Origin of the sequence: Kitasatospora sp. NPDC051702 (assembly GCF_040681575.1) — a bacterium.
Classification (GTDB): Bacteria; Actinomycetota; Actinomycetes; order Streptomycetales; family Streptomycetaceae; genus Kitasatospora.
In genome coordinates this window covers 64,465-86,878 of sequence record NZ_JBFAZB010000004.1, presented here as the reverse complement: position 1 = coordinate 86,878, position 22,414 = coordinate 64,465, and the positions used below count along the sequence as shown (strand labels likewise).

Here is a 22,414-nt window from a genome sequence, read left to right as displayed (position 1 = left end):
CGGCACCCGGCACCGCTCTACCTTGATCCACATGAGGATTCCCGAGCACCACCGGCACGCAGTCGTCCCCCACGTCATGGTCGACGGGGCCGCCGAGGCGATCGACTTCTACACGACCGCGTTCGGGGCCACCGAGCTCTTCCGGCTCGACGGCGAGGACGGTCGGATCGCCCACGCCGAGATCACCGTCCACGGCGCCACGCTGATGCTCGGCGACGCCCACGCCGCCCCCTTCGCCCCGCCCGCCCCCGGCGCCGCCTCCGTCGCCCTGCACGTCTACGTACCGGACGTCGACGCACTGACCGCCCGCGCCGTCGACGCCGGCGCCCGGCTGCTCTCCCCCGCCGCCGACATGCCCTACGGCGCACGGCAGTCCATGCTCCGCGACCCCTTCGGCCACGTCTGGATCCTCCTGACCCCCCTCACCACCTGACCCGCCGGGGCCCCGGCGGGGGGCGTCGGGGCCCGGCGGGTGCGGGCCTCAGCCCTCCAGGCCCAGGTCGGTGCGCATGACCCGGCGCAGGCCCACCCAACGGTCCCGGGCCACCGGCCACCGGAGCGAGCGGGAAGTCGGCCCGGCCGACGTCCCACTCCGGCCGGGTCCGGTCAGCCACCGGCGATCGCGTGGGCGATGGCGAGGGCGGCCACCTCGACGCCGATCCTGCGGGCGATCCCCAGGGCCCAGGCCCCGGCGGCCTTCAGGTGGGCGAGGGCGCCGTTCTCGTCGCCCTGCCGGGCGGCCACCTCGGCCTGGGCGACGGCGCCCACCGCGGTGTCGTGCTCCAGGGTGACCGCCTCGCTCTTCAGGGCCAGGCGCAGCTGTTCCAGCTGGGCCGCGAGGCCGGGCAGGTCCACCGGCGAGCCGTCCGGCATCCGCAGCTGGATGAACGTGTTGTCGCTGGCCTTGGCGTGCGGGCCGACCGCACCGGCCTGTCCGTCGACGTTGTAGGTGTCGCCCATGGTGAATCCTCCTTCGACGACCACCATCGCCGGTTGCCGGCCCTCGGTGAGGGCGCGCATCAGGGTCGGGAGGTCGGTGGTGTCGTTCTCGCTGAGCTCGATGATGATGATCCTGGTCCGCTGGGAGTCACCGGTCACCGCCGGTCTCCTGCGGCCTGCTCCCGCTCGGTGGCCGAGAGGTCGTCACGGCAGGCCAGCGTCAGGGGGTGGGTGTCGCCGAAGATCCGCTCGTACTGTCCGAGGGTGATCCTCAGCAGCACGACGGCCTGCTGCAGGCGCCCCGCGCTGTGGTAGGCGAGCGCGAGGTCCTGCCGGGTGGCGAGGGTGCGCGGGTGTTCCCCGCCCAGGAGTCGCTCCGACAGGGCGAGGTTGCGTTCCAGCAGCGGAACGGCGCGTTTCAGGTCCCCGGCCGCGCGGTACGCGCCGGCCAGGTTGTTGGCCGCGCCGAGGGTGCCGGGGTGCTCTTCCCCCAGGAGCTGCTCCGACAGGGCGAGGTTGCGTTCCAGCAGCGGGATGGCGCGGCCCGGGTCCCCCGCGGCCACGTACGCACCGGCGAGGTTGTTGCGGCTGGTGAGCGTGGACTGCTGCTCCGGCCCCAGGATCCGTTCGGAGGCGGCGAGGTTGTCCTCCAGCAGCGGGATGGCACGTCCGAGGTCGCCGGCCGCACGGTAGGCGCTGGCCAGGTTGTTGCGGCTGGTGAGCGTGGACGGGTGTTCCGGCCCCAGGACCCGGATGCGCTCCGTGAGGGTGGACTCCAGCAGCGGGATGGCGCGCCCGAGGTCGCCGGCCGCACGGTAGGCGCTGGCCAGGTTGTTGCGGGTGGTCAGCGTGTCGGGGTGCTCGGGGCCCGAGACCCGCTCGAACGCTTGGAGGGTCGCTTCGAGCAGCGGGACGGCCCGGTGCAGGTCCCCGGCCTCCTGGTAGGCACTGGCCAGGTTGTTGCGGGCGGCCAGGGTGTCCGGGTGGTGGGGGCCGAGCAGCCGGGCGGATTCGGCGACGTTCCGCTCCATCAGGGCGGTGGCCTGCTCGAGGTCTCCCGTCGCGTGCGCCACGATCGCCTCGTTGTTGCGGGCGGTGAGGTCCTCGGCGGTGCCGGAGGCCCGGTCCCGGACGGCGGCGTCCTGCGGGGGGCGCCGGGGGGAACCGTTCCCGCCGGGCGTTCGGACGTCCCCGATGGCACCCGCCTGGATGACGGTCCCGCGGAAGGCACCGCCGTGGATGGTGTTGGAGACGGACTGGGCGGCGATCGAGCGCTCACCGGAGGCGTTGATCGTCACGGTGTCACCGGGTGCCGGGAGCAGCGCCGACCATTCGCGGTAGAGGTCCACGCTCTCGCGCAGGGCCCGCCGCACGTGCATGCGCAGCGCGGCGAGGGCGTCGGGGTCGCGGGTGTCCTGCGCCAGGTCCGCCAGCACCGCTTCCAGGGCGGAGCGCCGGGTGGCGTCCTGGTGCTCCCAGACGGCCCGGAGCAACCGGTGCCCGGTTGCGGCGGCCCGGTCGGCCGTGGCCGGCGGCGACGGTGCGAGCACCTGCCGGCCGTGGGCGGCCACGGCAGCCGTCATCAGCGTTCCGGCCTGCTGGACCATCTCGGCGATGTCTGCCACGAACCGCATCTCCCCTGTGCCGAACGCGATTTGGGGGAAGCCTAGCGGGACGTCCCGCGGCGGCGACGGGATTCGGTGATGTCCGGGGCGGGGAAGCCACCACACTGTGGTCCGGGGTCGGCCGGGGTGGGTGGCGGGGCGGCGGGTGGCCCCGGAGGTCCACTCCCCGAGGTGATGGTGGCCTGATGGCCGAACTCCCTTTGCCGCAGCGGCTGTCGATGTGGGCTGCGGCGCCGGGCGCGTCCTAGCGGGTGGGGGAGGGCGGGCGTTCGAAGAAGGTCTCCAGGGAGACGGTCGCCTGGGTGCCGCTGACGCCGTCGATGGCGTACAGGCGGCGCAGCACGTCCTGGAGCTGTTCGGTGCTGGGGGTGCGCACCTTGACCAGGACGGAGGCGCTGCCCGCGATGATGTGGGCCTCCTCGATCTCCGGGATCGCGGCGAAGGCCTGGGCGGAGTCGCCCATCCAGGCCGAGGACTCGACCATCACGAAGGCGAGGACGCCGAGGCCCAGCGCCTTGGGGTCGACGTCGACGGTGGTGCGCCGTACGACGCCGCGTTCGCGCAGTTTGCGGACCCGTTCGTGGGTCGCGCCCGCGGAGAGTCCGATCGCCTTGCCCAGTGCGGCGTAGGCCTGCCCGGCGTCCTGCTGCAGTAGCGCGACCAGCGCGCGGTCGGTCTCGTCGAGGTTCTCCGATGCCATGGTGGAACCATATCCGCTTCTGCCATACTCATGCCGAACCGAATGAGGTTCGGAGTTGAGCAGCAAGGGGTGGACTGTGTCTGGCAATGTTCTGTACGGCCTGTACGAGGTTCTGGACGACCGGTTCCGGGCCGGGAAGTGCGCCAACGGGGACGTGCGGCTGGAGAAGCTGCACGGGGACTGCCGGTGGGCCGAGGGGCCGGTCTACCTGCCCGCCTGGCGCCAGCTGATCTGGAGCGACATCCCCAACGACCGCATGCTGCGCTGGGACGAGGCCACCGGCACCGTCGGCGTCTTCCGCTCCCCCGCCGGCCACAGCAACGGCAACACGCTGGACCGCGAGGGCCGGCTCGTCACCTGCGAGCAGGGCAACCGCCGCGTCACCCGCACCGAGCACGACGGCACCCTCACCGTCCTGGCCGACCGCTACCGGGGCCGGCGCTTCAACTCCCCCAACGACGCCGTGGTGCACTCCGACGGCTCGATCTGGTTCTCCGACCCGGACTTCGGCATCACCAGCGACTACGAGGGCCACCGCGCCGACCCCGAGCTCGACGGCTGCCACGTCTACCGCATCGACCCCGCCGACGGCACGATCCGTCTGGTCGCCGACGGCTTCACCGGCCCCAACGGCCTGGTCTTCTCCGCCGACGAGCGGCAGCTGTACGTCTCCGACAGCCGGGCCCGGCACATCCGCGTCTTCGACGTGCGCGAGGACGGCACCCTCTCCGACGGCAAGGTCTTCGCCGAGGCCCCGGACAGCGGATTCGACAACATCCGCTTCGACGACGGGGGGCGCCTGTGGGCGGCCGCCTTCGACGACGGCGTGCACTGCTACGACCCGGACGGCACGCTGATCGGACGCCTGCTCACCCCCGAGCCCGTCTCCAACATCGCCTTCGGCGGGCCGAAGAACAACCGCCTCTTCCTCACCGCGACCACCTCGCTGTACTCCGTGGTCATGGCGGTGACCGGGCTCCCCCGGGTGCGCCGGGCCTGACGACCCGGCCGCCGCCGGGGTTGCGGGCCGGGACGTTCATCCGGTTCGCCGCGTCGACGAGGGAGACCACGACCACCAGGACGGCCGGCTGCTCCTGGGGCGAGGTGGCGGCGCCGGCCGTGACGCGGTCAGTCGGTGGTCGGGGCGTGCAGGGCGAGGGTGAAGCTGAAGCGGTCACCGCGGTAGAGGGTGCGGACCTGTTCGAGGGGCCGGCCGGCGTCGTCGCGGCTGCGGCGGTGGAGCAGCAGCATGGGCAGGGCGGGCGGGGTGCCGATGAGGAGGGCTTCGCGGGGGGTGGCGAGGACGGTCTCGATGCGTTCGTCGGCGCCGCCGAGGTGGATGCCGCGTTCACGCAGGTGCCCGTAGAAGGATCCTTCGGGGTCGAACTCCTCGTCCAGGTGCGGGACTCGGGCGACGGGGACGTAGGTGGACTCCAGGCCGACGCGTTCCTCGTCGGCGCGCAGCACGCGCTCCAGGTGCCAGAGGGGTTCGCCTGCGGGGACGTCGAGGCGTTCGGCCATGGCGGGGTCGGCGGGCAGGCGGTCGAGGGTGATGAGGGTGCGGCCGGGGCGCAGGCCCTGGCGGGTGACGCCCTCGGTGTAGCTGGCGAGGGAGAGCGGCTGTTCGATCTTGGGGCCGGCGACGACGGTGCCGCGGCCCTGGCGGCGCAGGCGGCCTTCGAGGAGGAGTTCGCGCAGGGCCTGGCGGACGGTGGCGCGGGCGACGTGGTGGCGTTCGGCGAGGTCGGCTTCGGTGGGCAGGCGTCCGCCGGGGCCGAGTTCGGCGATGAGGTCCTCGAGGCGGGCCTTGACCAGGTAGTACTTGGGCACCCGGCCGTGCTCGGGGACGCCGGAGCGGGCGGGGGCGAGGGGGGCCTGCGGGGTGCCGTGGTTCACCGCGCCACTGTATCGAGCGGTGGTGTCACACCCCTCAGGTAACGGATTGATAACCGGTCTGGACTGAATTTCGGCAGTTGTTCATACCGGCGTGGGAGATGGGAGGGGTCCTCCTCGTCCGGCCGCCCCATTCTCGGTGCCGGTGCAACCGCACCCCGCCGCCCCCGAGTTGGGAGCCCCCGTGCGTATCCCCCGCTCCACCTGGACCGCCCTGACCACCGCCGCCGTGGCCGCCGCGCTGCTGCCGCTCGCCCCCGTCACCGCCACCGCCGCCCCCGCCGGCGCGGGCACCGCGACCGCCGGCACGGACGCCGCCGCAGCCCCGTACAAGGGCCTGCCCGGTGGCGTGCGCCAGGCCAAGACGCTGGTCATCGGCGTCGACGGCACCCGCTACGACAAGCTGCTGAGCGCCGACGCGCCCAACCTGAAGGCACTGATGGCCGGTGGCATGACCGCCACCGGCAACCTGTACGCCAACCCGCTGGCGCCCACCCTGTCCGGACCGGGCTGGTCGACCATCGGCACCGGCGTGTGGCCGGACAAGCACCAGGTCAAGGACAACACCTTCGCGGGCGCCCGCTTCGACCTCTACCCCGACTTCGCCAGCCGCCTGGAGAACGCCGACCCGGCCACCTCCACCCTGGTGATCGGCTCGTGGAACCCGATCACCGCCAACGTCTTCAACGGCCGGGCCGACGTGCGGATCGCCGAGAGCGAGAACGACGCCAAGACCGCCTCCGACGCCGCCGACTACCTCGCCAACGGCAACCCGGACGCCACCTTCCTGCACTTCGACGAGGTCGACGAGGCCGGACACTCCTACGGCGGCGCCAGCCCCCAGTACACGGCCGCCATCCACTCCGTCGACGCCCTCGTCGGCCAGGTGGTGCAGGCCGTCAAGTCCCGCGCCACGTACGGGTCGGAGGACTGGCTGATCGTCGTCACCACCGACCACGGCCACACCGACGCCGGCGGCCACGGCGGCAACAGCGCCAACGAGCGGCAGACCTTCGTGATCGCCGACGGCGCGGGCTACCCGGCCGGGTCCCGGCGCTACGACGTCAAGCCGGTGGACGTCGCACCGACCGTCCTCGCGCACGAGGGCGCCGCGATCGACCCGGCCTGGCAGCTCGACGGGCAGCCGATCGACCGGATCGTCCCGGACGCCTTCGACGCGCTGCGCCCGGCCCTGCAGGCCCGGGCCGACGAGAGCGGCATCCCGGCCGGCGTCAAGGGCTGGACCCACACCCCGCCCGCCGGCTGGAGCATCGACAACTCCCGGATGCCCGGCGGCGGCGTGACGGAGTGGCGCGGCTGGGCCTTCGCCACCGACGAGTTCTGGACCGCCGCCCAGCTCGGGCAGAGCCGCGAGACGAACGTGCGGGCGCGCAACGTGTTCGCCGTCGCCGACTCCGACGAGTGGGACGACAAGACCCACGGCGCGGGCCAGTTCGACTCCACCCTGGTCAGCCCCGCCTACCCGGTGGCCGGGCCCGGGCGGGCCACGTTGTCCTTCGCGACGGACTACAAGGTCGACGGCCCGCAGACCGGCGACGTGTACGCGGTCTTCGACAACGGCGCCCCGCAGCTGGTGAAGTCCTACCGCGCGGACCTGAACACCGTCGAGCACCTGCCGGTGACGGTGCCGGCCGGCGCGAGCAGCGTGCGCTTCCAGTTCCGCTACACCGGCACCAACAGCGCGTTCTGGACCGTCGACCAGGTCTCCTTCGACAGCTGACGCCGGCGGGCGCCCGCCGGCGCCGAACGCGCGACGGGCCGGCGCCGAACGAACGCGGAACGCCGAACGGGCGCCGCCCACCGCCCCGGGGTACCTTCCGGGGCGGCGGGCGGCGCCGTACGGGCTACAGCGGCGGGAGCGTGCCGAGCTTGACGTCGCCCGTGTAGTGCTTGCCGAGCGCGTCGAAGTCGTAGTACAGGTGCACGTCGTCGCCCACCAGGTAGAACCTCTGCGTGCCGTTGACGAACGGCGACAGGCCCAGGTGGAAGGTGATGCCCTCGGTCAGGCTGCCCGAGGCGCTGCCGACCTTCTTCTTCCCGAGCAGCGGCACGTTGGCGTAGACCACGATGGACGCGGAACGGGCGGTGGTGTCGAGCGTGAGCGTGGTCTCCAGCGGACCGGTGACGTAGGTCCAGGTCTGCACCTCCGCGGCGGCGGTGGCGACGTCCTGGACCACGACGACCGGGGCCGGGGCCGCGGCCGGGGTGGCGGCCAGGGCCGCCGTGCTGCCGAGACCGGTGACAAGAGCGAGGCCGGCGACCACGACTCCGGCACGACGTACGAAGCGGTTCTTCATGGTTCCCTCCGAATGTGTGAACTGTTCGTCGGGCCCCCCGGGGGTGATGTCTATCAGTCAACTCGACTGCCGTACCAGGGTGTTGAACATCACCACCCACTTCGGCGTACCCCTGGTCTCACTCGTTCGGGTGAGTTTCCTTGACTTTGCCATCACCCCTGTGCAGCGGCACTGCGGTGCCGGTCACCGCCGCATCCGGAAGCAACCCCACCGCCGCGGCGGCCCGCCCCGGCCCGCGGCCGCGCCCGCGGTGGGCCGCTCCGAAGGATCCCGCCCCACCGACCACCCGCCGATGACCACCCGCCACCGGCCACCCGCCACCGGGGCGGCCCGGCCCCGGAGCCCGCCCCGGAGCCGCCCCGGGGCCGAACCGCCGTACGCCGTCAGGTGGTCGACGCGCCCCACGCCGCCCGTACGGCCCGGGCCTGCCCGCCCGCCTGGCGCAGGCCCTCGCGGTAGGCCTGCTCCCAGGTGTCCCAGTCCGCGCGGTCGGAGTCCAGGACGGCCTGGCCGGCCGGGTCGGGGGCGAGGACCAGTTCGGCGTCCGCCGGCGGGCGCGGGAAGCGGTGGGCCAGCGGCTCGACCACCAGGACGGCGCGGGCGCCGGCGGCGAGGTCGGCGTTGGCGCCGGCGCGCAGCGAGCCGTCCATGCAGCGGCGCCCGTCGGGGAGGGTGACGGGCGGTTCGACGCCGGGGAAGGCGCTGCTGGCGGCGACGGCGTGCAGCAGCGGCAGGCCGTCGTGCGCGCTCCAGACGGCGGGTTCGCCGGTGCCGGCGTCGACGGCGGTGATCAGGAGGTGCCGGGGCCAGGGGTGGGTGCCGATCAGGGCGCGCCGGTTGTCCAGCAGGGCCTGTTCGGCGTCGGGGTCGGCGGTGTCGAGGGCGAGGCGGCCGACGCGGCGGCGGGCCTCGGCGGGGTCCAGGCCCTGGCCGAGGACGGCGAACACGGCGCCCGCGCCGGCGGGGTCGGGCCGGCGGGCGCCGGGGCGGGGGGCGGTGCGGCGGGCGGGGTCGACGAGGTGGCTCGGGTCCTGTCCGGTGGCGATCAGGGCGCCGACCACGGCGCCGGCGGAGGTGCCGACGATCAGGTCGGCGCCGGCCGGGTCGGCCCCGGCCAGGTGCAGGCCGTGGACGAGTCCGGCCGTCCAGGCGGCGCCCAGGCGTCCGCCGGGGCCGAGGACCAGGGCCCGGTCGGGCGCCCCCTGCCCGTCGGTCCGGCGGGCGGCGTGGTCCTGCGCCCGGTCGCCTGCCCGCTCGGCGGCGTGGTCCTGCGCGTGGTGCGGTGTGCGGTCGCCGGTGTCCATGGCGGTATCCCCTCCCCGTTGTTGAAACAGTCGTACCATATACTCCTGGTGATCACTGACGCCGCCTCAGCGCGGCACCGGCGGAAGGACGGTCGCCCGTGGGACGCCCCCCGGACCCCGAGCGCCGCGGGCGCACCCTGGCCCGGGCCACCGACTACGTGCTGGCGCACGGGCTGGCCGGGCTGAGCCTGCGTCCGCTGGCCGCCGCGCTGGAGACCAGTCCGCGGATGCTGCTCTACGACTTCGGCAGCAAGCAGGAGCTGGTGGCGGCCGTCCTCGCCGAGGCGCGCCGCCGGGGCGCGGCCCGTCTCGCCGAGCACCTGCCGCCGCACCGCGGGGCCCCGGGCGCCGTGCAGGCCGGCCCGCGCGAGCGGCTGCGGGGGATCTGGGCGTGGATGAGCGCGCCCGAACGCGCCCCGTTCGTACGGCTCTTCTTCGAGGTGCACGCCGACCTGCTGGCCCACCCGGAGAACTATCCGGACCAGGCCGGGGCCGTCACGGACTGGTTCGTCCCGCTGCGGGCGTCCCTGCACGACGTGACCACCGGGCCCGGGGACACCGCCACCCCCACGCTGGTGATGGCCGTGGTGCGGGGCCTGCTGTTCGACCTCACCACCACGGGCGACCGCGAGCGCTGCGACCTGGCCCTGGAGCGATTCGCCGGCCTGCTGCAGGCCTGAAGACCCGCCCGTTCCCGGGGCCCGGTCCGCGGGCCGGTGTCACGTCCGGGCGGGCCGCTTCCGTCCGAGGAGTGACGGCCCCGGGCCCCGCGGCCGGGCAGGTCCTCAAGACGCGGACGCCCCGGTGCCCCCGCCGGGAGGGCGGGGGCACCGGGGCGTCGGTGCGCGGCGGAGCCGGCGGTGGAGCCGGCCGCGGGTGGTCCGCTAGCGGGCCGCTGAGGCGCGGGTGCGGCGGGAGACGGAGTCCAGGACGACGGCGGCCAGCAGGACGGCGCCGGTGATCATGTACTGGATGGCCTGGGCCGCGTGGACCATGTCCAGGCCGGTGGTGATGGACTGGATGACCAGGATGCCCAGCAGCGCCGACCAGGTCTTGCCGCGTCCGCCGAACAGGCTGGTGCCGCCGATGACGGCCGCCGCGATGGCGCTCATCAGGACGTTGCCGCTGCCGAGCTGCTTGTCCGCGGAGCCCTGCTGGGAGGCGATGAACAGGCCGCCGAGCCCGGCCAGGAAGGCGGAGAACATGAAGACGGAGATCCGCACCCGGGCGACGTTGATGCCGGCGCGGCGGGCGGCCTCGACGCCGCCGCCGACGGCGAAGATCTGCCGGCCGTAGGAGGTGCGGCGCAGCATGAAGTCGGTGAGGACGACGGCGCCGAGCAGGACGACCAGGGGCAGCGGCAGGCCGCGGTCCTGGTTGAGCATGTAGGCGCCGACCAGGGCGAGGACGGCGAGGGCGCCGGTGCGCAGGGCGATCTCGCCGGTGCTGCGGGCGGGCAGGCCGGCGGCGGTGCGGCGGCGGGCGTCCAGGAGCTGGGCGGCGAGGAAGGCGGCGATGGAGAGGAGGGCGAGGAGCCAGGCGTAGAGGACGTCGCCGTCGCCGAGGAAGTAGGTGTCGAGGTTGGCGACGATGCCGTCGTTGATGTTGTTGACGGTGCCGAGCTTGCCGAGGACGTAGTCCTGCAGGCCGCTCCAGGCGAGCATGCCGGCGAGGGTGACGACGAAGGCGGGGACGCCGATCTTGGCGAAGAAGAAGCCGTGCAGGGCGCCCATGGCGACGGCGGTGGCGAGGGCGAGCAGGATGGCCAGGCCCTCGTTGAGGCCTTCGCGGACGGCGAGGACGGAGGTGACGGCGGCGGCGACGCCGGCGACGGAGCCGAGGGAGAGGTCGATCTCGCCCAGGAGCAGGACGAAGACGACGCCGACGGCGATCAGGCCGGGGCCGGCGATCCACTTGGTGATGTTGGTGAGGTTGTCGGCCTGCAGGAAGTGGCCGGTGACGCTCTGGAAGATGATCGCGATGAGGATCAGGCCGATGATGACGGGCAGTGAGCCGAGGTCGCCGCTCTTGATCTTGCGGCGGAACTCCTCGGCGTAGCCGGCCAGGCCCTGCTGGCGCACCAGCAGTCGGGGGTCGGTGGCGGGGGCGGCGGGGGCCGGGGTGGGGGTGGGGGTGGTCTGGCTGGTGCTCACTTCGCTTCCTCCGCGATGCGTGCCTGGCGCCGGGTGACGGCGTTGTCGGTGGCGCCGGTGATGGCGGAGATGATCTCCTCGTGCGAGGTGTCGGCGACCGGGAAGACCCCGTTGTTGCGGCCCAGGCGCAGGACGGCGACGGTGTCGGCGACGGCCTTGACGTCCGCCATGTTGTGGCTGATCAGGATGACGCCGAGGCCGCGCTCGCGCAGGCGCTCGACGAGGTCGAGGACCTGGGCGGTCTGCTCGACGCCGAGGGCGGCGGTGGGTTCGTCGAGGATGACGATCCGGGGGTCGCCGACCAGGGCGCGGGCGATGGCGACGACCTGGCGCTGTCCGCCGGAGAGGGCGGCGATGGGGATGCGGACGCTGGGGATGCGGATCGAGAGGGTGTCCAGCAGTTCCTTGGCGCGCCGTTCCATGGCGACCTCGTCGAGGGTGCCGCGGCGGTGCAGTTCGCGGCCCAGGAAGAGGTTGGCGACGACGTCGAGGTTGTCGCAGAGTGCGAGGTCCTGGTAGACGGTGGCGACGCCGAGGGCCTGGGCGTCCTGGGGGCGCTCGATGCGGACCGGGCGGCCGTCCCAGCTGATGGTGCCCTCGTCGATCGGGTGGACGCCGGCGATCGTCTTGACCAGGGTGGACTTGCCGGCGCCGTTGTCGCCGACCAGTGCGACGACTTCGCCGGCGTGGACGTCGAGGTCGACGTCGGTGAGTGCCTGGACGGCGCCGAAGCGCTTGGAGACCTCGCGCAGCGCCAGTACGGGTGCGCCCGTCACGTGAACCATCTCCTGCGGGGTAGTGCGTGGTGGGGTGGGTGGTGGGTGCGCGCGGGGCGGGGCACGGCCGGGCGGCGCTCCCCGCCGGGGCGGGGAGCGCCGTGGCCGCGTCGCGCGGGCGGGCGTGGTGGCGGGCGGTGCGTCCGGCGGGATGTGCCGGACGGGCCCTGGTGCCGGGTTACTTGATGCCGGCGGCGGTGCAGGCGGCGGCGAAGTCGGCGGTGCAGATGTCGGCGGCCTTGTAGAGGCCGTCGGCGATGACGGTGTCGTTGATGTTCGCCTTGGTGACGACCTTGGGCTCGAGCAGCTTGGCGGGGATGCCCTTGTCGGTGGCGCTGTCGATGGTGGAGGACGCGACGGCCTTGACGTCCTTGCCCTGGAGGAGGTCGACGGCGAGCTCGGCGGCGTTCTCGGCGAGCGGCTTGTAGGCCTTGTAGATGGTGTAGGCCTGGTCGCCGGCGACGATGCGCTGGACGGCGTCGAGGCCGGCGTCCTGGCCGCCGACGGGGACGCTGATGCCGGCGGACTTGAGCTGGGTGATGATGGCGCCGGCCATGCCGTCGTTGGCGGAGTAGACGGCCTGGAAGCCGGTCTTGCCGAACTGGGTGATCGCGGCGCCGATCTTCTGGCCGGCGACGGTGGGCTTCCACTCGCCGGACTGCTCGTAGACGACCTTGCGGACCTTGCCGTCGAGGACCTTGTGCGCGCCGGACTTGAACTGGGCGGCGTTGGGGTCGGCCTCGTCGCCGTTGATCATGACGATGTCGGAGTCGGCGGCCTTGGCGCCGAGCGCGTCCAGCAGGCCCTGGCCCTGGAGCTCGCCGACCTTCTCGTTGTCGAAGGAGACGTAGGAGGCGACGGGGCCGGTGGCCAGGCGGTCGTAGGCGACGACCTTGACGCCCTTGGCGGCGGCCTCCTGCACCCAGGACTGGGTGGACTTGGCGTCGAAGGCGTCCAGGACGATCACCTTCACACCCTGGGTGATGAGGGTGTCGAACTGCTGCTTCTGCTTGGCGGCGCTGCCCTCTGCGTTGCTGTAGAGCACCTTGCAGTCCGCGCACAGCGCCTTGACCTTGGCCTCGATGAAGGGGCGGTCGAAGGACTCGTAGCGGGTGGAGGAGGCGTTCTCGGGCAGCAGCAGGCCGATGGACTTGCCGTCTCCGGCGGAGGCGCTGTCCTTCTTGTCGCCGCCGGCCTTGCCGCAGGCGGCCATGGACAGGGCCAGCGATATGCCGGTGGTGGCGATGACGGCGCGACGCATCGTGGCGTTCATGTGGGGGTGCCTCTCCCTGACGTCGCCGCGGCTCTGCGGCGGGGTGTGGGGAGTTAAACCTGAGCGCAGGTATGGCGTCAATAAGTAAATCCATGCAGGCCGAAATATGCCTCTACTCGTTATCTTTGTGAACGCTGGGCCGGGGGTTGAAACCTGGAGGAACCTCCAAACGGTGAGGCGGCGGAGCCGGCGCCGCGGGGCGCCCTTCAAGAGTTCGATCAGCCCGCCGCAGCAGGTCAGGGGCACGTCAAGCGGGAACGGGGGGTGCCCGCCGCTCCCCCGTGCGGCGGGCACCCCCCGGTCGGTGACGTGGCGTCAGGGACGGTCGAGGGTGATCGAGTTGATCGGGCCCAGGTCGTACCAGACGCCGTTCTGGGCGGCGATGTCGTAGACGCAGTTGCCGCCGCCGGAGCTCTTGCACAGGTGCGCGTGGGCACCGCCGGACTGGTTGTTCAGCACCCAGTGGTTGCCGTACTGGTTGCTCAGGTTGTGGGCGCCGTAGCTCCAGTACACCTCGCTCGGGCTGGAGGCCGGGTCCTGGTTCTGCGGGTACACGCAGACCGCGCCGTACGGGCAGCCCGCCCAGGAGCCGTCGGCGGCGTCGGCGCCGGTCGCGCCGAGCGTGGTCAGGGCCGCGGTCGCCAGGGCGAGGGCGAGGGCGGCGTGGGTGATCCTGCGCATGGGTGGTTCTCCCTTGGCTGGTGGGCGGCCCTGACGGGTGGTCGGGCCGGTGACCAGCAGCCTAGGAACGCGGGGGCGGCCGCGGTCCCTGACATCTGACAGGGGCGCGCCGCCGCGCCCCGCGCCGCTGCTTCGGCTACGGAGGGCCGGTGCGGCTGCGGCGGGTGCGGGGCCGCACCGGCTCCGGGGCGGGGGCGGTTCCGGGGCCGCCACGGCTCCGGGGCGGGGGCGGGCGGCTACCGGGCGGCGAAGGTGTCGCACCGGGCGAGGTCGCCGGTGCGGTAGCCGGTGGTGAACCAGGCCTTGCGCTGGTCGGAGGAGCCGTGCGTCCAGCTCTCCGGGTCGACCCGGCCGGTGGCCTGCCGCTGGATCCGGTCGTCGCCGACGGCCGCGGCCGCGTCCAGGCCCTGGGCGATGTCCTGGTCGGTGAGGGCGGCGATCAGCGGCCGCCCGGTGGAGGGCTGCGGGGTGGTGGTGGCGTGGTGTGCCCACACCCCGGCGTAGCAGTCGGCCTGCAGCTCCAGCTTCACCGAGGCGCTGTCGGCGCCCTGGCGGTCGCCGCCGACCTTCTGCGTGGTGCCCAGCAGGTTCTGGATGTGGTGGCCGTACTCGTGGGCGACGACGTAGGACTCGGCGAACGGGCCGCCCTTGGCGCCGAAGCGGCTGGAGAGCTCGTCGAAGAAGCCGAGGTCGACGTAGGCCCTGCGGTCGGCGGGGCAGTAGAACGGGCCGACGGCCGAGGTCGCCGGGCCGCAGGCGGTGGAGACCCGGTCGGTGAACAGCACCGTCTCGGCGCCGCGGTAGGCCGCGTTGGTGCGCCGCGGCAGCTCGGTGCGCCAGAAGTCCTGCAGGCTGTTGGTCACCGCCACGATCCGGCAGTCCTGGCGCTTGTTGGCGTCCGCGCCGCTCTTGCAGGCCTGCTGCACCTCGCCGGTGGTGCGGGTGCCGGCGGAGGTGGTGGAGCCGCCGCCGGAGGACAGGCCCAGCAGCTTGGGGTCGACGCCCAGCAGGATGGCCAGCAGGGCCACCACCAGGCCCACGGCCCCGCCGCCGATGGCGACCTTGCCGCCCGGGATCCCGCGCCGGTCGTCCACCTGGGAGGTGTCGAGGTCGCCCTGGTCGTCGAACTGCATGCCCCTGCCCGCTTCCGTCGCGCTCCGTCGTGTGCTGCCGCCCGTGCCGTGGTGCGCCGCCCTTCCGGCGGTTGCGCCCTGTTCGTCCGTTTTGGTGACGGTCTGTTCCGGTGACGGCCCGCCCAGCCTACGGGCAGCGGGCGGCGGCGCGGCGCAGCGGGGACGACCGGCGGACGGCGGGCGGACGGCGGGCGGACGGCCGGCGGTGCGGTGGCGGGCGGCGGGGGCCCGCCCCCGCGGGTGGGCGGGGGCGGGCCGTTCGCGGCTCAGGCGGTGGGCGCCGGGGCCGGGGTGTAGCCGGCGGGGCGGGTGGTGAAGGTGGCCCGGCCCTGGGTGCGGCTGCGCAGGCGGGTCGCGTAGCCGAAGAGTTCGGCGAGCGGGACGAGCGCGGTGACGGTGGCCGCGCCGGTGCCGGTGCCGGTGCCGGCGTGGCTGCCGGTGCCGGCGGCGGTGGCCTGGACGTGGCCGCGGCGGGCGGCGAGGTCGCCGAGGACGGTGCCGAGCGCGTCCTCGGGGAGGGTGACGTCCACCTGGGCGAGGGGTTCGAGCAGCTGGAGGCGGCCGGTGCGCAGGGCTTCGCGCAGGGCGAGGCGGCCGGCGGTGCGGAAGGCGAGCTCGGAGGAGTCCTTGGGGTGGGTGGCCCCGTCGGTGAGGGTGACGGCGACGCCGGTGACGGGGTGGCCGCCGAGCGGGCCCTCGGTGAGGGCGTCGCGGCAGCCGGCCTCGACGGCGTGCACGTACTCGCGCGGGACGCGGCCGCCGGTGACGGTGGAGGTGAACACCAGGTCTCCTTCGGTGGTGTCGTCGGGCAGGGGGTGGACGTCGAGGACGAGGTGCGCGAACTGGCCGGCGCCGCCGTCCTGTTTGGCGTGCCGGTAGACGAAGCCGGTCACCCCCTCGACGAGGCGTTCGCGCAGGGCGACCTGCGGGCGGCCGACGACGGCGTCGACGCCGCTGTCGCGGCGGACCTTCTCCACGGCGACCTCCAGGTGCAGTTCGCCCAGGCCGGACAGGGTGCGCTGGCCGGTCTCGGGGTCGGTGCGCAGGCGCAGCGAGGGGTCCTCCTCGGCGAGGCGGGCCAGGGCGGTGGCGAGTTTGTCGGTGTCGGTGGTGCGGCGGGCCTCGACGGCGACGGTGACGACGGGTTCGGCGCTGACGGGGGCTTCCAGGAGGATCGGGTGTGCGGGTGCGCACAGGGTGGCGCCGACGCGGGCGGCCTTGGGGCCGATCACGGCGACGATGTCGCCGGCCAGGGCGTGGTCGGTCTCGGTGGCGAGGTCGGCGGTGATGCGCAGGATGCGGGCGATGCGTTCGGTGCGTCCGGTGGCGGTGTCGAGCACGGTGTCTCCCTTGCGGAGGGTGCCCGCGTACAGGCGCAGGTAGGTGAGGCGCCCGGTGGGGGCGGCGTTCACCTTGAACGCCAGGGCGGTGAGGGGCTGTCGGGGGTCGGCGGTGCGCTGTTGGCCGCTGGTGTCGGCGGCGTGGACGGGTGGGGCGTCCAGGGGGGAGGGCAGGTAGGCGGTGACGGCGTCCAGGAGGGGTTCGATGCCGCGGTTGCGGTAGGCGGAGCCGCACAGCACCACGACGGCCTCGCCGGTGCGGGTGAGGTCGCGCAGGGCGGTGGTGAGGGTGTCGGGGGTCAGGGTGGCGTGGGTGCAGTACTCCTCGAGGGCGGTGGGGTGCAGTTCGGCGACCGTCTCCTCCAGGGTGCGGCGGCGCCGGGCGGCGCGGTCGGCGAGGTCGGCGGGGACGGGGCCGGTGGTGAGGGCGCCCTCGTCGTTCCAGGTGTGGGCGCGCAGGTGGACGAGGTCGACGACGCCGGTGAAGGAGTCCTCGGTGCCGATGGGCAGTTGGACGGCCAGTGGGGTCGGGTGCAGGCGTTCGCGGATGGAGGCGAGGGCGGTGTCGAGGTCGGCGCCGGCGCGGTCGAGCTTGTTGACGAAGGCGATCCTGGGCACGCCGTGGCGTTCGGCCTGGCGCCAGACCGACTCGCTCTGCGGTTCGACGCCGGCGACGGCGTCGAAGACGGCGATCGCGCCGTCCAGGACGCGCAGGGAGCGCTCGACCTCGTCGGCGAAGTCGACGTGGCCGGGGGTGTCGATGAGGTTGATCCGGTGGCCGGCCCAGGCGCAGGTGACGGCGGCGGAGAAGATGGTGATGCCGCGGTCGCGTTCCTGCGGGTCGCAGTCGGTGACGGTGGTGCCCTCGTGGACCTCGCCGCGCTTGTGGGTGAGGCCGGCGAGGTAGAGGATCCGTTCGGTGACGGTGGTCTTGCCGGCGTCGACGTGGGCGAGGATGCCGAGGTTGCGGACGGCGGCGATGGCGGCGACGGCTGCGGCGGTGCCGGCCGTGGTGGCCGTGGTGGTGCCGGCCGTGGCCGTCGTGGTGGTGGTGCCGGTCGTGGTGGTGAGGTCGGTGCGCATGGCCCGGTGCCTTTCGGAGGTGATCCGCGGGGTGGGTGGGCGCGCGATGGGGCCGACGGTTCGTCAGACGTGGTGCCGGGGTGGCCCCTTGGGCGGGGCGCCGGGATCCCGCGGCGGCCGCCGGGTGGCGGGCGGGTCGGGTCCTCCGGCTCGCGGGTGTGAGCTCGCGGGTGTCAGACGGTCGTGGGCGTGCCCCGGTGCCGGCCGCGCAGCGGGCACCGGAACAGCGGGGACACCAGGATCACCTCGTACCGCGACGCGGGAGAGGGGGCGGCGGCGTACGGCTTCGGCACGGCCGGTCCTCCCTCTCGGTTGCTCGTCTGCGGGTCACGGGGGCGCGCCGCGGCCCCGGGCTCTGTCCGGGGCGGGCTGCGGCTCGTCCGAGTGGCGAGTGTAGGGACGTCGGGGCCGCGCGGTCACCGGGTTTTCGGCGCCGGCCCGGGCGCGGGGGTACGGCCGGCGGTGCGGCGCCGGGCGGGGCGAAACCGCTTGCGCGTGCGGCCCGGTGCCTGGAACCCTGCGCACGCCCCACCACCGACCACTGCCGGCCGCCCTGTGCCGGCCGCCGACCCTCGAGGCCCGGGTGACGATCTTCTTCTACGGCGCGGACGACGTGCCCTACGGCTGCTTCTCCAACTTCTCCGCGCACGGCCTGGAACTCGACGGGCAGCTGTGGCCGACCTCGGAACACTACTTCCAGGCCCAGAAGTTCGCGGGCACCCGCCACGCCGAGCTCGTGCGCCGGGCCCGCACCGCGCTGCGCGCCGCCGAGCTGGGCCGGGACCCGTCCAGGCCGCTGCGCCGGGACTGGGAGCGGGTCAAGGACGACGTGATGCGCCGCGCCGTGGAGGCCAAGTTCCGCACCCACGACGACATCCGGGCCGTCCTGCTGTCCACCGGCGACGAGGAGATCGTCGAGGACACCGGCACCGACCACTACTGGGGGCGCGGTCGCACCGGGACGGGGAGGAACGTGCTGGGCCGGATCCTGATGCGCACCCGCACCCGGCTGCGCGCGGAGTTCCCGGCCGCCGACGGCCCGTCCGACCGGTCCCGCCGCCGCCCGTGAGCGCCCCCGCACCCCCGCTCCCCCGCCCGGCACCCCACCGGGGGCGGCCGGTCGATCGTGTACGGGGACGGCTCGGTACCATCGCCCGGTGATCGACTCCAGCGCCCGCACCACGGTCTTCGACATCGACGGCACGCTCTGCTTCGACGGCCGGTCCATCGACGCCCGTATCCTCGCCGCGCTCGAGGCCTGCGAACGCGCCGGGCGCCGGCTGGTGTTCGCCTCCGCCCGCCCGGTGCGCGACCTGCTGCCCGTCCTCGGCGGGGCCTTCCCCTCGGCGCTGCTGATCGGCGGCAACGGCAGCCTCGTCTCGGTCGACGGCCGGGTCCGGGCGCGGGCCGCGTTCGGCCGCGCCGAGCTGGCCGCGCTGCTCGCCGAGGCCGAGCGCCACCGGGCGGGCTACCTCGCCGACGGCCCCTGGGACTACGCCTACACCGGGCCGGCCGACCACCCGATCCGCGCCCGCGTCGACCAGGGCGGCCTGGCGCGCCGGGTCGAACTCGCCGAACTGCCCGAGGTGGTGAAGTTCCTCGTCGTCGACGCCACCGACCTCGCGGCCCTCGCCGAGGCCGGACGCGCGCTCGGCATGACCGTCAACCGCCACCTCGACGAGGCCATCGTCGACTTCGCGCCCGGCACCACCACCAAGTGGGAGGCGCTGGCCTCGCTGGGCATCGACGAGTACGACGCCTTCGGCAACGACGTCAACGACCTCGACCTGCTGCGCAACGCCCGCCACTCGGTGCGCGTCGGCTCCCACCCGGGCCTGGACGGCGTCGCCCGCGTCACCGTCGCCGCCGACCCGCGGGCCGTCGCCGCCGAGATCACCCGCCTCGCCGCGGCCACCCCGGCACAGGCCACCCCGGCGCAAGCCTCCCCGGCGTAGCCGGCCCAGGTGCAGCCGGCCCAGGCGCAGGCCTCCCCCGGAGGCTTCCCGGGCGGGTGAGCGGGCTTCGACTCCCCCCGGTGACGGTGCTGCCGGCGGCCCGGCGGGGCGGCGGGGCGGCGGTGCGCTCAGCGGACCACGTCGAAGACCTGCTTCTGCAGGCCGTTGGAGTAGGCGGCGTGCTCGACCAGGCGCAGCTTCTGGGCGTCCTTGTCCGTGGTGCTGAACAGGCGCTTGCCGGCGCCGAGCAGCAGCGGGAAGACCAGCAGGTGGTAGCGGTCCACCAGGCCGGCGTCGGACAGGGCGTGGTTGAGGTCGGCGCTGCCGTGGACGATGATCGGGCCGCCCTCGCCCTCCTTCAGGGCCGCGACCTCCTCGACCGAGCGCAGGATCGTGGTCTCGCCCCAGTTCGGGACCAGGTCGTCCTCGGTGAGGGTGGTGGAGACGACGTACTTCGGCAGCGTCCGGTAGCGGGCGAACTCCGCCATGTCCGGCCACACCGGGCTGAAGGCCTGGTAGCTGACCCGACCCAGCAGCATCGCGGCGGCCTCCTCCTGTTCCCGCCCCTTGATCTCGAAGGCCTCGGGGACGAACTCGACGTCCTTGAAGGTCCAACCGGCGTTGCGGTAGCCGGACTCGCCACCAGGGGCCTCAACGACGCCGTCGAGGGAGATGAAGGCGGTGCTGATCAGAGTGCGCATCGGAGTTCCTTGACGTCTCGGTACGGGGTGGTGGGGGGTGGGTTTCGGCGCCCCGGGTTCGGCACCCGGGTTTCGGCGCGCGGGTTTCGGCGCGCGGTCAGCCGAGCAGGTCGTTCAGCCAGCGCTGCCAGGCGGCCTCGGCGGCCCGGCCGGTGTCCGGCGCGAACAGGTGGTGGAACATCAGCACCACGCCGGGGCCGTGGTGGAAGGTGTAGAGGCCGTCGGCGGTGCGGACCCCGAAGCGTTCGTCGTCCGCCCAGACCACCTCGCCGTCCAGTGCCGGCAGGCCGGCGGGTTCGGCGTGCACCCGGGCGCCGACGGCCGCCGGGTGCGGCAGCGACAGGGCCGCGGCCAGCGCCGCCCGCACCTGTTCCACCGGCCGCCCGGGGGTGGGCGCCACGGCGAAGACGGGCAGCGCGGTGCGCCCGGGGAAGTGCGCCAGGTACTCGTGCAGCGTGTGCAGGTGGAAGGGCCAGCCGCGGCGCAGCGCGTCGTACTCGTCCTGCCAGTCGTCGCCGAGCATGCCGCTGTGGACGACGCGCAGCACGGTGGCGGCGCCCTCGCGGCCCTCGACGAGGTACTCGAAGGCCATGAAGCGGCCGTCGTCGCCGGTGGCGGTGCGGGTGGCCAGGCGCTTGCCGGGCTCGTAGGCGGTGATCAGCGCCTGCGCGCGGTGGCCGCCGGTCTCCATGACGGCGGTGCCGCCCTCGCGCGGGTCGATCTCGTTGCGTCCCATGAACCAGGAGTCGATGCCGGGCCCGGTGGCGATGGCCTCCCAGACCTGTTCCGGGCTCGCCGGCAGGGTGGTCTCCAGCTCGATCTCGAACGGGTGGGTCATCGCTGGTCCTCCTGCTGCGCGGCGTCCCCGTCCTGCGGGGCGCCCGGCCGGGTGTTCGACGGGCTGTCGGGCTGGGCCGCGGGGATCTGGTGGAGCCCGACGACGACCCGGTGGGTGCGGCCCTGCGGGGCGGACTCGTCGTGGTAGCGGCTGACGAGGGCGGCCACGGCCTGGGCGAGTCCGTCGGCGAAGGCGGCCCGGTCGGCGGCGGAGGCGAAGCGCACCTCGGCGTCGATGCCGAAGGTGGCGACCCGCCGCCGGGCCCGGGAGGCGCCGCCCAGCAGGGCGCCGACCTCCTGCACCAGCCGCGAGCCCAGGGCCAGCAGCCAGTGCGCGGAGAGCTGGTCGGGCGAGCGGGCCGGGTCGGGGCTGACGGCAGCCAGGACGCTGGGCGAGATCACGTAGGAGGCGGCGGTGGCGCGGTACACCCGTTCGGTGACGTTGCCCTTGCGCCGCTCCTCGACCAGCTCGACCAGGGCGTGGCGTTCCAGTTCCTTCAGGTGGTAGTTGACCTTCTGCCGGGGCAGTCCCAGGCGCCCGGCCAGCATGGCGGCCGAGCCGGGCTCGGCCAGGGCCGCGAGGATCCGGGACCGTATCGGGTCCAGGGAGGCCTCGGCGGCGGCGGGTTCTTCGATCACGGCGACGTCCAGCACCCCTCCAGGGTCCAGCCGACAAAAAAATTTGTCAAGACAAACCTGCTTGTCGGTGAGTCGCGGGGACGCCGGCTGTCCGGCCCCGGGGGCACCGCCGGGCCCGAGGACACCGGCGGGCCGGGCCGTCCGGGCTGGCGGGGCCACCCGCGGGCAGGGCGTCGCGCCCACCCCGGTGCCGGGCCCCGGCGCCACAATGTGACGCATGACCAGCACCCCGCCGCCGTCCCAGCCCGACCCCGACCCGCGGCCCGACCCGCGGCCCGAGCCGCGGCCCTCCCCCGGGGCGCAGCCCGGGCAGGAGAGCCCGGCCGTGCGGGCCGACCGGCGGCTGGTGGAGCTGATGCAGGAGCTGCGGGTGCTGCAGACCGGTGTGCAGATCGTGTTCGCGTTCATGCTCGGGGTCGCCTTCACCCCGCGCTTCGTCGAGCTGACCGACGCCCAGCAGGACATCTACGTCACCACCCTGCTGCTGGCGGTCATCGCCTCGGCCGTGCTGGCCACCCCGGTGGCGCTGCACCGCGGGCTGTTCCACCACCCGGGCAAGGCGCGGATCGTGCGGATCTCCGCCCACATCGCCCAGCTGGGCCTGCTGCTGCTCGCCTGCGCGCTCACCGGCGCGGTGCTGCTGGTCCTGGACGTGGTGCTGGGGACGGCGGTGGCCGTGGCCATGGCCTGCGTGGTCGCGCTGATCTTCGCCGGGCTCTGGTTCGTCCTGCCCTGGGCGGTGGGCCGCCCCCTGCCCGACGACGACTGACCGCCCGCCGCGGCCGGGCCGGACGGGAAATCCGCTGTCGACTTCGAACCCGATCGCGTCCGAGGCACCCGACCCGCGCGGCTCCTGTGCCGCCCGTGGGCCGTCACCCGCGCCGCGGTGGCGGCCCGGGGGCCCGGGTGGGCGCGGGTGACGGACGGGACCGGGCCTGGTCCGGCTGTCGGGCGCCGGGGGCCGGGCTCGGGGAGCCCCGACCGGCCTCCCCTCCACCCTCCTGGAGCCCGGGGGCACCCGAAAACGCTTACCGCCCGGTGCGGGCGGGCCGGTAGCGTGCCCG

22 protein-coding genes are annotated in these 22,414 nt (G+C 74.2%); 7 read left to right on the top strand and 15 right to left on the bottom strand.

Translation table 11 applies throughout. The annotated features are described in order from the left end of the window. Window positions 1-31: 31 nt before the first annotated feature. Window positions 32-433 (top strand): VOC family protein, encoded by a 402-nt coding sequence (locus AB0N04_RS05305; RefSeq protein ID WP_360206929.1) that lies wholly within the window; start codon window positions 32-34, stop codon window positions 431-433. A 173-nt stretch (window positions 434-606) separates the two neighbouring features. On the opposite strand, the gene AB0N04_RS05300 is transcribed toward AB0N04_RS05305, so the two are convergent. The 3 genes from AB0N04_RS05300 to AB0N04_RS05290 form a co-directional block, all read right to left on the bottom strand. Continuing rightward, the gene (locus AB0N04_RS05300) at window positions 607-1,098 is read right to left on the bottom strand and encodes a hypothetical protein (protein ID WP_360206926.1); all 492 of its coding nucleotides are present in this window, start codon (window positions 1,096-1,098) and stop codon (window positions 607-609) included. After that, on the bottom strand, window positions 1,095-2,564 hold the full coding sequence (locus AB0N04_RS05295; RefSeq protein ID WP_360206924.1) for a tetratricopeptide repeat protein: 1,470 nt from the start codon (window positions 2,562-2,564) through the stop codon (window positions 1,095-1,097). Before AB0N04_RS05295 ends, AB0N04_RS05300 begins: the two co-directional genes overlap by 4 nt. Before the next feature lie 244 nt (window positions 2,565-2,808). Then, on the bottom strand, window positions 2,809-3,264 hold the full coding sequence (locus AB0N04_RS05290) for an Lrp/AsnC family transcriptional regulator (RefSeq protein ID WP_360206921.1): 456 nt from the start codon (window positions 3,262-3,264) through the stop codon (window positions 2,809-2,811). A 76-nt stretch (window positions 3,265-3,340) separates the two neighbouring features. Here AB0N04_RS05290 and AB0N04_RS05285 point away from each other — a divergent pair, with 76 nt between their 5' ends. Beyond that, window positions 3,341-4,264 (top strand): SMP-30/gluconolactonase/LRE family protein, encoded by a 924-nt coding sequence (locus AB0N04_RS05285; RefSeq protein ID WP_360206918.1) that lies wholly within the window; start codon window positions 3,341-3,343, stop codon window positions 4,262-4,264. A 128-nt stretch (window positions 4,265-4,392) separates the two neighbouring features. On the opposite strand, the gene AB0N04_RS05280 is transcribed toward AB0N04_RS05285, so the two are convergent. Next, complete coding sequence (locus AB0N04_RS05280; protein WP_360206916.1) at window positions 4,393-5,160, bottom strand: GntR family transcriptional regulator; 768 nt, start codon at window positions 5,158-5,160, stop codon at window positions 4,393-4,395. A 181-nt stretch (window positions 5,161-5,341) separates the two neighbouring features. Between AB0N04_RS05280 and AB0N04_RS05275 the strand changes: the two genes are divergently transcribed. Then, window positions 5,342-6,898 (top strand): alkaline phosphatase family protein, encoded by a 1,557-nt coding sequence (locus AB0N04_RS05275; protein WP_360206913.1) that lies wholly within the window; start codon window positions 5,342-5,344, stop codon window positions 6,896-6,898. Between the two features lie 124 nt (window positions 6,899-7,022). Here the strand turns inward: AB0N04_RS05275 and AB0N04_RS05270 are convergent, their stop codons facing one another. Both AB0N04_RS05270 and AB0N04_RS05265 read right to left on the bottom strand, forming a co-directional pair. Then, complete coding sequence (locus tag AB0N04_RS05270) at window positions 7,023-7,475, bottom strand: hypothetical protein (RefSeq protein WP_360206911.1); 453 nt, start codon at window positions 7,473-7,475, stop codon at window positions 7,023-7,025. Window positions 7,476-7,858: 383 nt separating this feature from the next. After that, window positions 7,859-8,779 carry a patatin-like phospholipase family protein gene (locus AB0N04_RS05265; protein ID WP_360206908.1) on the bottom strand — a complete coding sequence of 307 codons (921 nt, stop codon included), beginning with the start codon at window positions 8,777-8,779 and terminating at the stop codon, window positions 7,859-7,861. A gap of 98 nt (window positions 8,780-8,877) precedes the next feature. Between AB0N04_RS05265 and AB0N04_RS05260 the strand changes: the two genes are divergently transcribed. Next, window positions 8,878-9,459 carry a TetR family transcriptional regulator gene (locus AB0N04_RS05260; RefSeq protein ID WP_360206906.1) on the top strand — a complete coding sequence of 194 codons (582 nt, stop codon included), beginning with the start codon at window positions 8,878-8,880 and terminating at the stop codon, window positions 9,457-9,459. Window positions 9,460-9,663: 204 nt separating this feature from the next. Here AB0N04_RS05260 and AB0N04_RS05255 read toward each other — a convergent pair whose 3' ends face one another. The 6 genes from AB0N04_RS05255 to fusA form a co-directional block, all read right to left on the bottom strand. Continuing rightward, window positions 9,664-10,932, bottom strand: a complete 1,269-nt coding sequence (locus AB0N04_RS05255) for a sugar ABC transporter permease (RefSeq protein WP_360206903.1) — start codon at window positions 10,930-10,932, stop codon at window positions 9,664-9,666. Continuing rightward, entirely contained in the window at window positions 10,929-11,717 is a 789-nt protein-coding gene (locus AB0N04_RS05250; RefSeq protein WP_360206900.1) for an ATP-binding cassette domain-containing protein, read from the bottom strand. The genes AB0N04_RS05255 and AB0N04_RS05250 overlap by 4 nt, the downstream gene beginning before the upstream one ends. A 169-nt stretch (window positions 11,718-11,886) precedes the next feature. Next, window positions 11,887-12,981 carry a substrate-binding domain-containing protein gene (locus AB0N04_RS05245; RefSeq protein WP_360206898.1) on the bottom strand — a complete coding sequence of 365 codons (1,095 nt, stop codon included), beginning with the start codon at window positions 12,979-12,981 and terminating at the stop codon, window positions 11,887-11,889. A 315-nt stretch (window positions 12,982-13,296) separates the two neighbouring features. Next, complete coding sequence (locus AB0N04_RS05240) at window positions 13,297-13,662, bottom strand: hypothetical protein (RefSeq protein ID WP_360206895.1); 366 nt, start codon at window positions 13,660-13,662, stop codon at window positions 13,297-13,299. Window positions 13,663-13,898: 236 nt separating this feature from the next. Further along, window positions 13,899-14,795, bottom strand: a complete 897-nt coding sequence (locus tag AB0N04_RS05235) for a neutral zinc metallopeptidase (RefSeq protein WP_360206892.1) — start codon at window positions 14,793-14,795, stop codon at window positions 13,899-13,901. A 266-nt stretch (window positions 14,796-15,061) separates the two neighbouring features. Further along, a complete protein-coding gene (fusA, locus tag AB0N04_RS05230) occupies window positions 15,062-17,218 on the bottom strand; it encodes an elongation factor G (protein ID WP_360206889.1) in 2,157 nt (718 codons plus the stop codon). A gap of 583 nt (window positions 17,219-17,801) precedes the next feature. On the opposite strand from fusA, the gene AB0N04_RS05225 reads away from it, so the two are divergent. Together AB0N04_RS05225 and AB0N04_RS05220 are read left to right on the top strand one after the other, a co-directional pair. Beyond that, complete coding sequence (locus AB0N04_RS05225; RefSeq protein WP_360206885.1) at window positions 17,802-18,287, top strand: NADAR family protein; 486 nt, start codon at window positions 17,802-17,804, stop codon at window positions 18,285-18,287. A gap of 88 nt (window positions 18,288-18,375) precedes the next feature. Next, window positions 18,376-19,173, top strand: coding sequence for an HAD family hydrolase (locus AB0N04_RS05220; RefSeq protein ID WP_360206882.1), 798 nt, complete (start codon window positions 18,376-18,378; stop codon window positions 19,171-19,173). 128 nt (window positions 19,174-19,301) lie between these two features. Here AB0N04_RS05220 and AB0N04_RS05215 read toward each other — a convergent pair whose 3' ends face one another. The 3 genes from AB0N04_RS05215 to AB0N04_RS05205 form a co-directional block, all read right to left on the bottom strand. After that, window positions 19,302-19,874 (bottom strand): dihydrofolate reductase family protein, encoded by a 573-nt coding sequence (locus AB0N04_RS05215; RefSeq protein ID WP_360206879.1) that lies wholly within the window; start codon window positions 19,872-19,874, stop codon window positions 19,302-19,304. Between the two features lie 97 nt (window positions 19,875-19,971). Further along, window positions 19,972-20,712 carry an SRPBCC domain-containing protein gene (locus AB0N04_RS05210; protein WP_360206876.1) on the bottom strand — a complete coding sequence of 247 codons (741 nt, stop codon included), beginning with the start codon at window positions 20,710-20,712 and terminating at the stop codon, window positions 19,972-19,974. After that, window positions 20,709-21,365: a helix-turn-helix domain-containing protein gene (locus AB0N04_RS05205; RefSeq protein WP_360206873.1), complete on the bottom strand. Its 657-nt coding sequence runs from the start codon at window positions 21,363-21,365 to the stop codon at window positions 20,709-20,711. The genes AB0N04_RS05210 and AB0N04_RS05205 overlap by 4 nt, the downstream gene beginning before the upstream one ends. A gap of 202 nt (window positions 21,366-21,567) precedes the next feature. On the opposite strand from AB0N04_RS05205, the gene AB0N04_RS05200 reads away from it, so the two are divergent. Continuing rightward, window positions 21,568-22,119, top strand: a complete 552-nt coding sequence (locus AB0N04_RS05200) for a DUF6328 family protein (protein WP_360206870.1) — start codon at window positions 21,568-21,570, stop codon at window positions 22,117-22,119. Window positions 22,120-22,414: the final 295 nt, after the last annotated feature.

Coding starts and splice junctions, on each gene's coding strand:
- AB0N04_RS05305 (WP_360206929.1), top strand. CDS start 32: ATGAGGATTCCCGAGCACCACCGGCACGCAGTCGTCCCCCACGTCATG.
- AB0N04_RS05290 (WP_360206921.1), bottom strand. CDS start 3,264: ATGGCATCGGAGAACCTCGACGAGACCGACCGCGCGCTGGTCGCGCTA.
- AB0N04_RS05270 (WP_360206911.1), bottom strand. CDS start 7,475: ATGAAGAACCGCTTCGTACGTCGTGCCGGAGTCGTGGTCGCCGGCCTC.
- AB0N04_RS05265 (WP_360206908.1), bottom strand. CDS start 8,779: ATGGACACCGGCGACCGCACACCGCACCACGCGCAGGACCACGCCGCC.
- AB0N04_RS05250 (WP_360206900.1), bottom strand. CDS start 11,717: ATGGTTCACGTGACGGGCGCACCCGTACTGGCGCTGCGCGAGGTCTCC.
- AB0N04_RS05245 (WP_360206898.1), bottom strand. CDS start 12,981: ATGAACGCCACGATGCGTCGCGCCGTCATCGCCACCACCGGCATATCG.
- AB0N04_RS05240 (WP_360206895.1), bottom strand. CDS start 13,662: ATGCGCAGGATCACCCACGCCGCCCTCGCCCTCGCCCTGGCGACCGCG.
- AB0N04_RS05235 (WP_360206892.1), bottom strand. CDS start 14,795: ATGCAGTTCGACGACCAGGGCGACCTCGACACCTCCCAGGTGGACGAC.
- fusA (WP_360206889.1), bottom strand. CDS start 17,218: ATGCGCACCGACCTCACCACCACGACCGGCACCACCACCACGACGGCC.
- AB0N04_RS05215 (WP_360206879.1), bottom strand. CDS start 19,874: ATGCGCACTCTGATCAGCACCGCCTTCATCTCCCTCGACGGCGTCGTT.
- AB0N04_RS05210 (WP_360206876.1), bottom strand. CDS start 20,712: ATGACCCACCCGTTCGAGATCGAGCTGGAGACCACCCTGCCGGCGAGC.
- AB0N04_RS05200 (WP_360206870.1), top strand. CDS start 21,568: ATGACCAGCACCCCGCCGCCGTCCCAGCCCGACCCCGACCCGCGGCCC.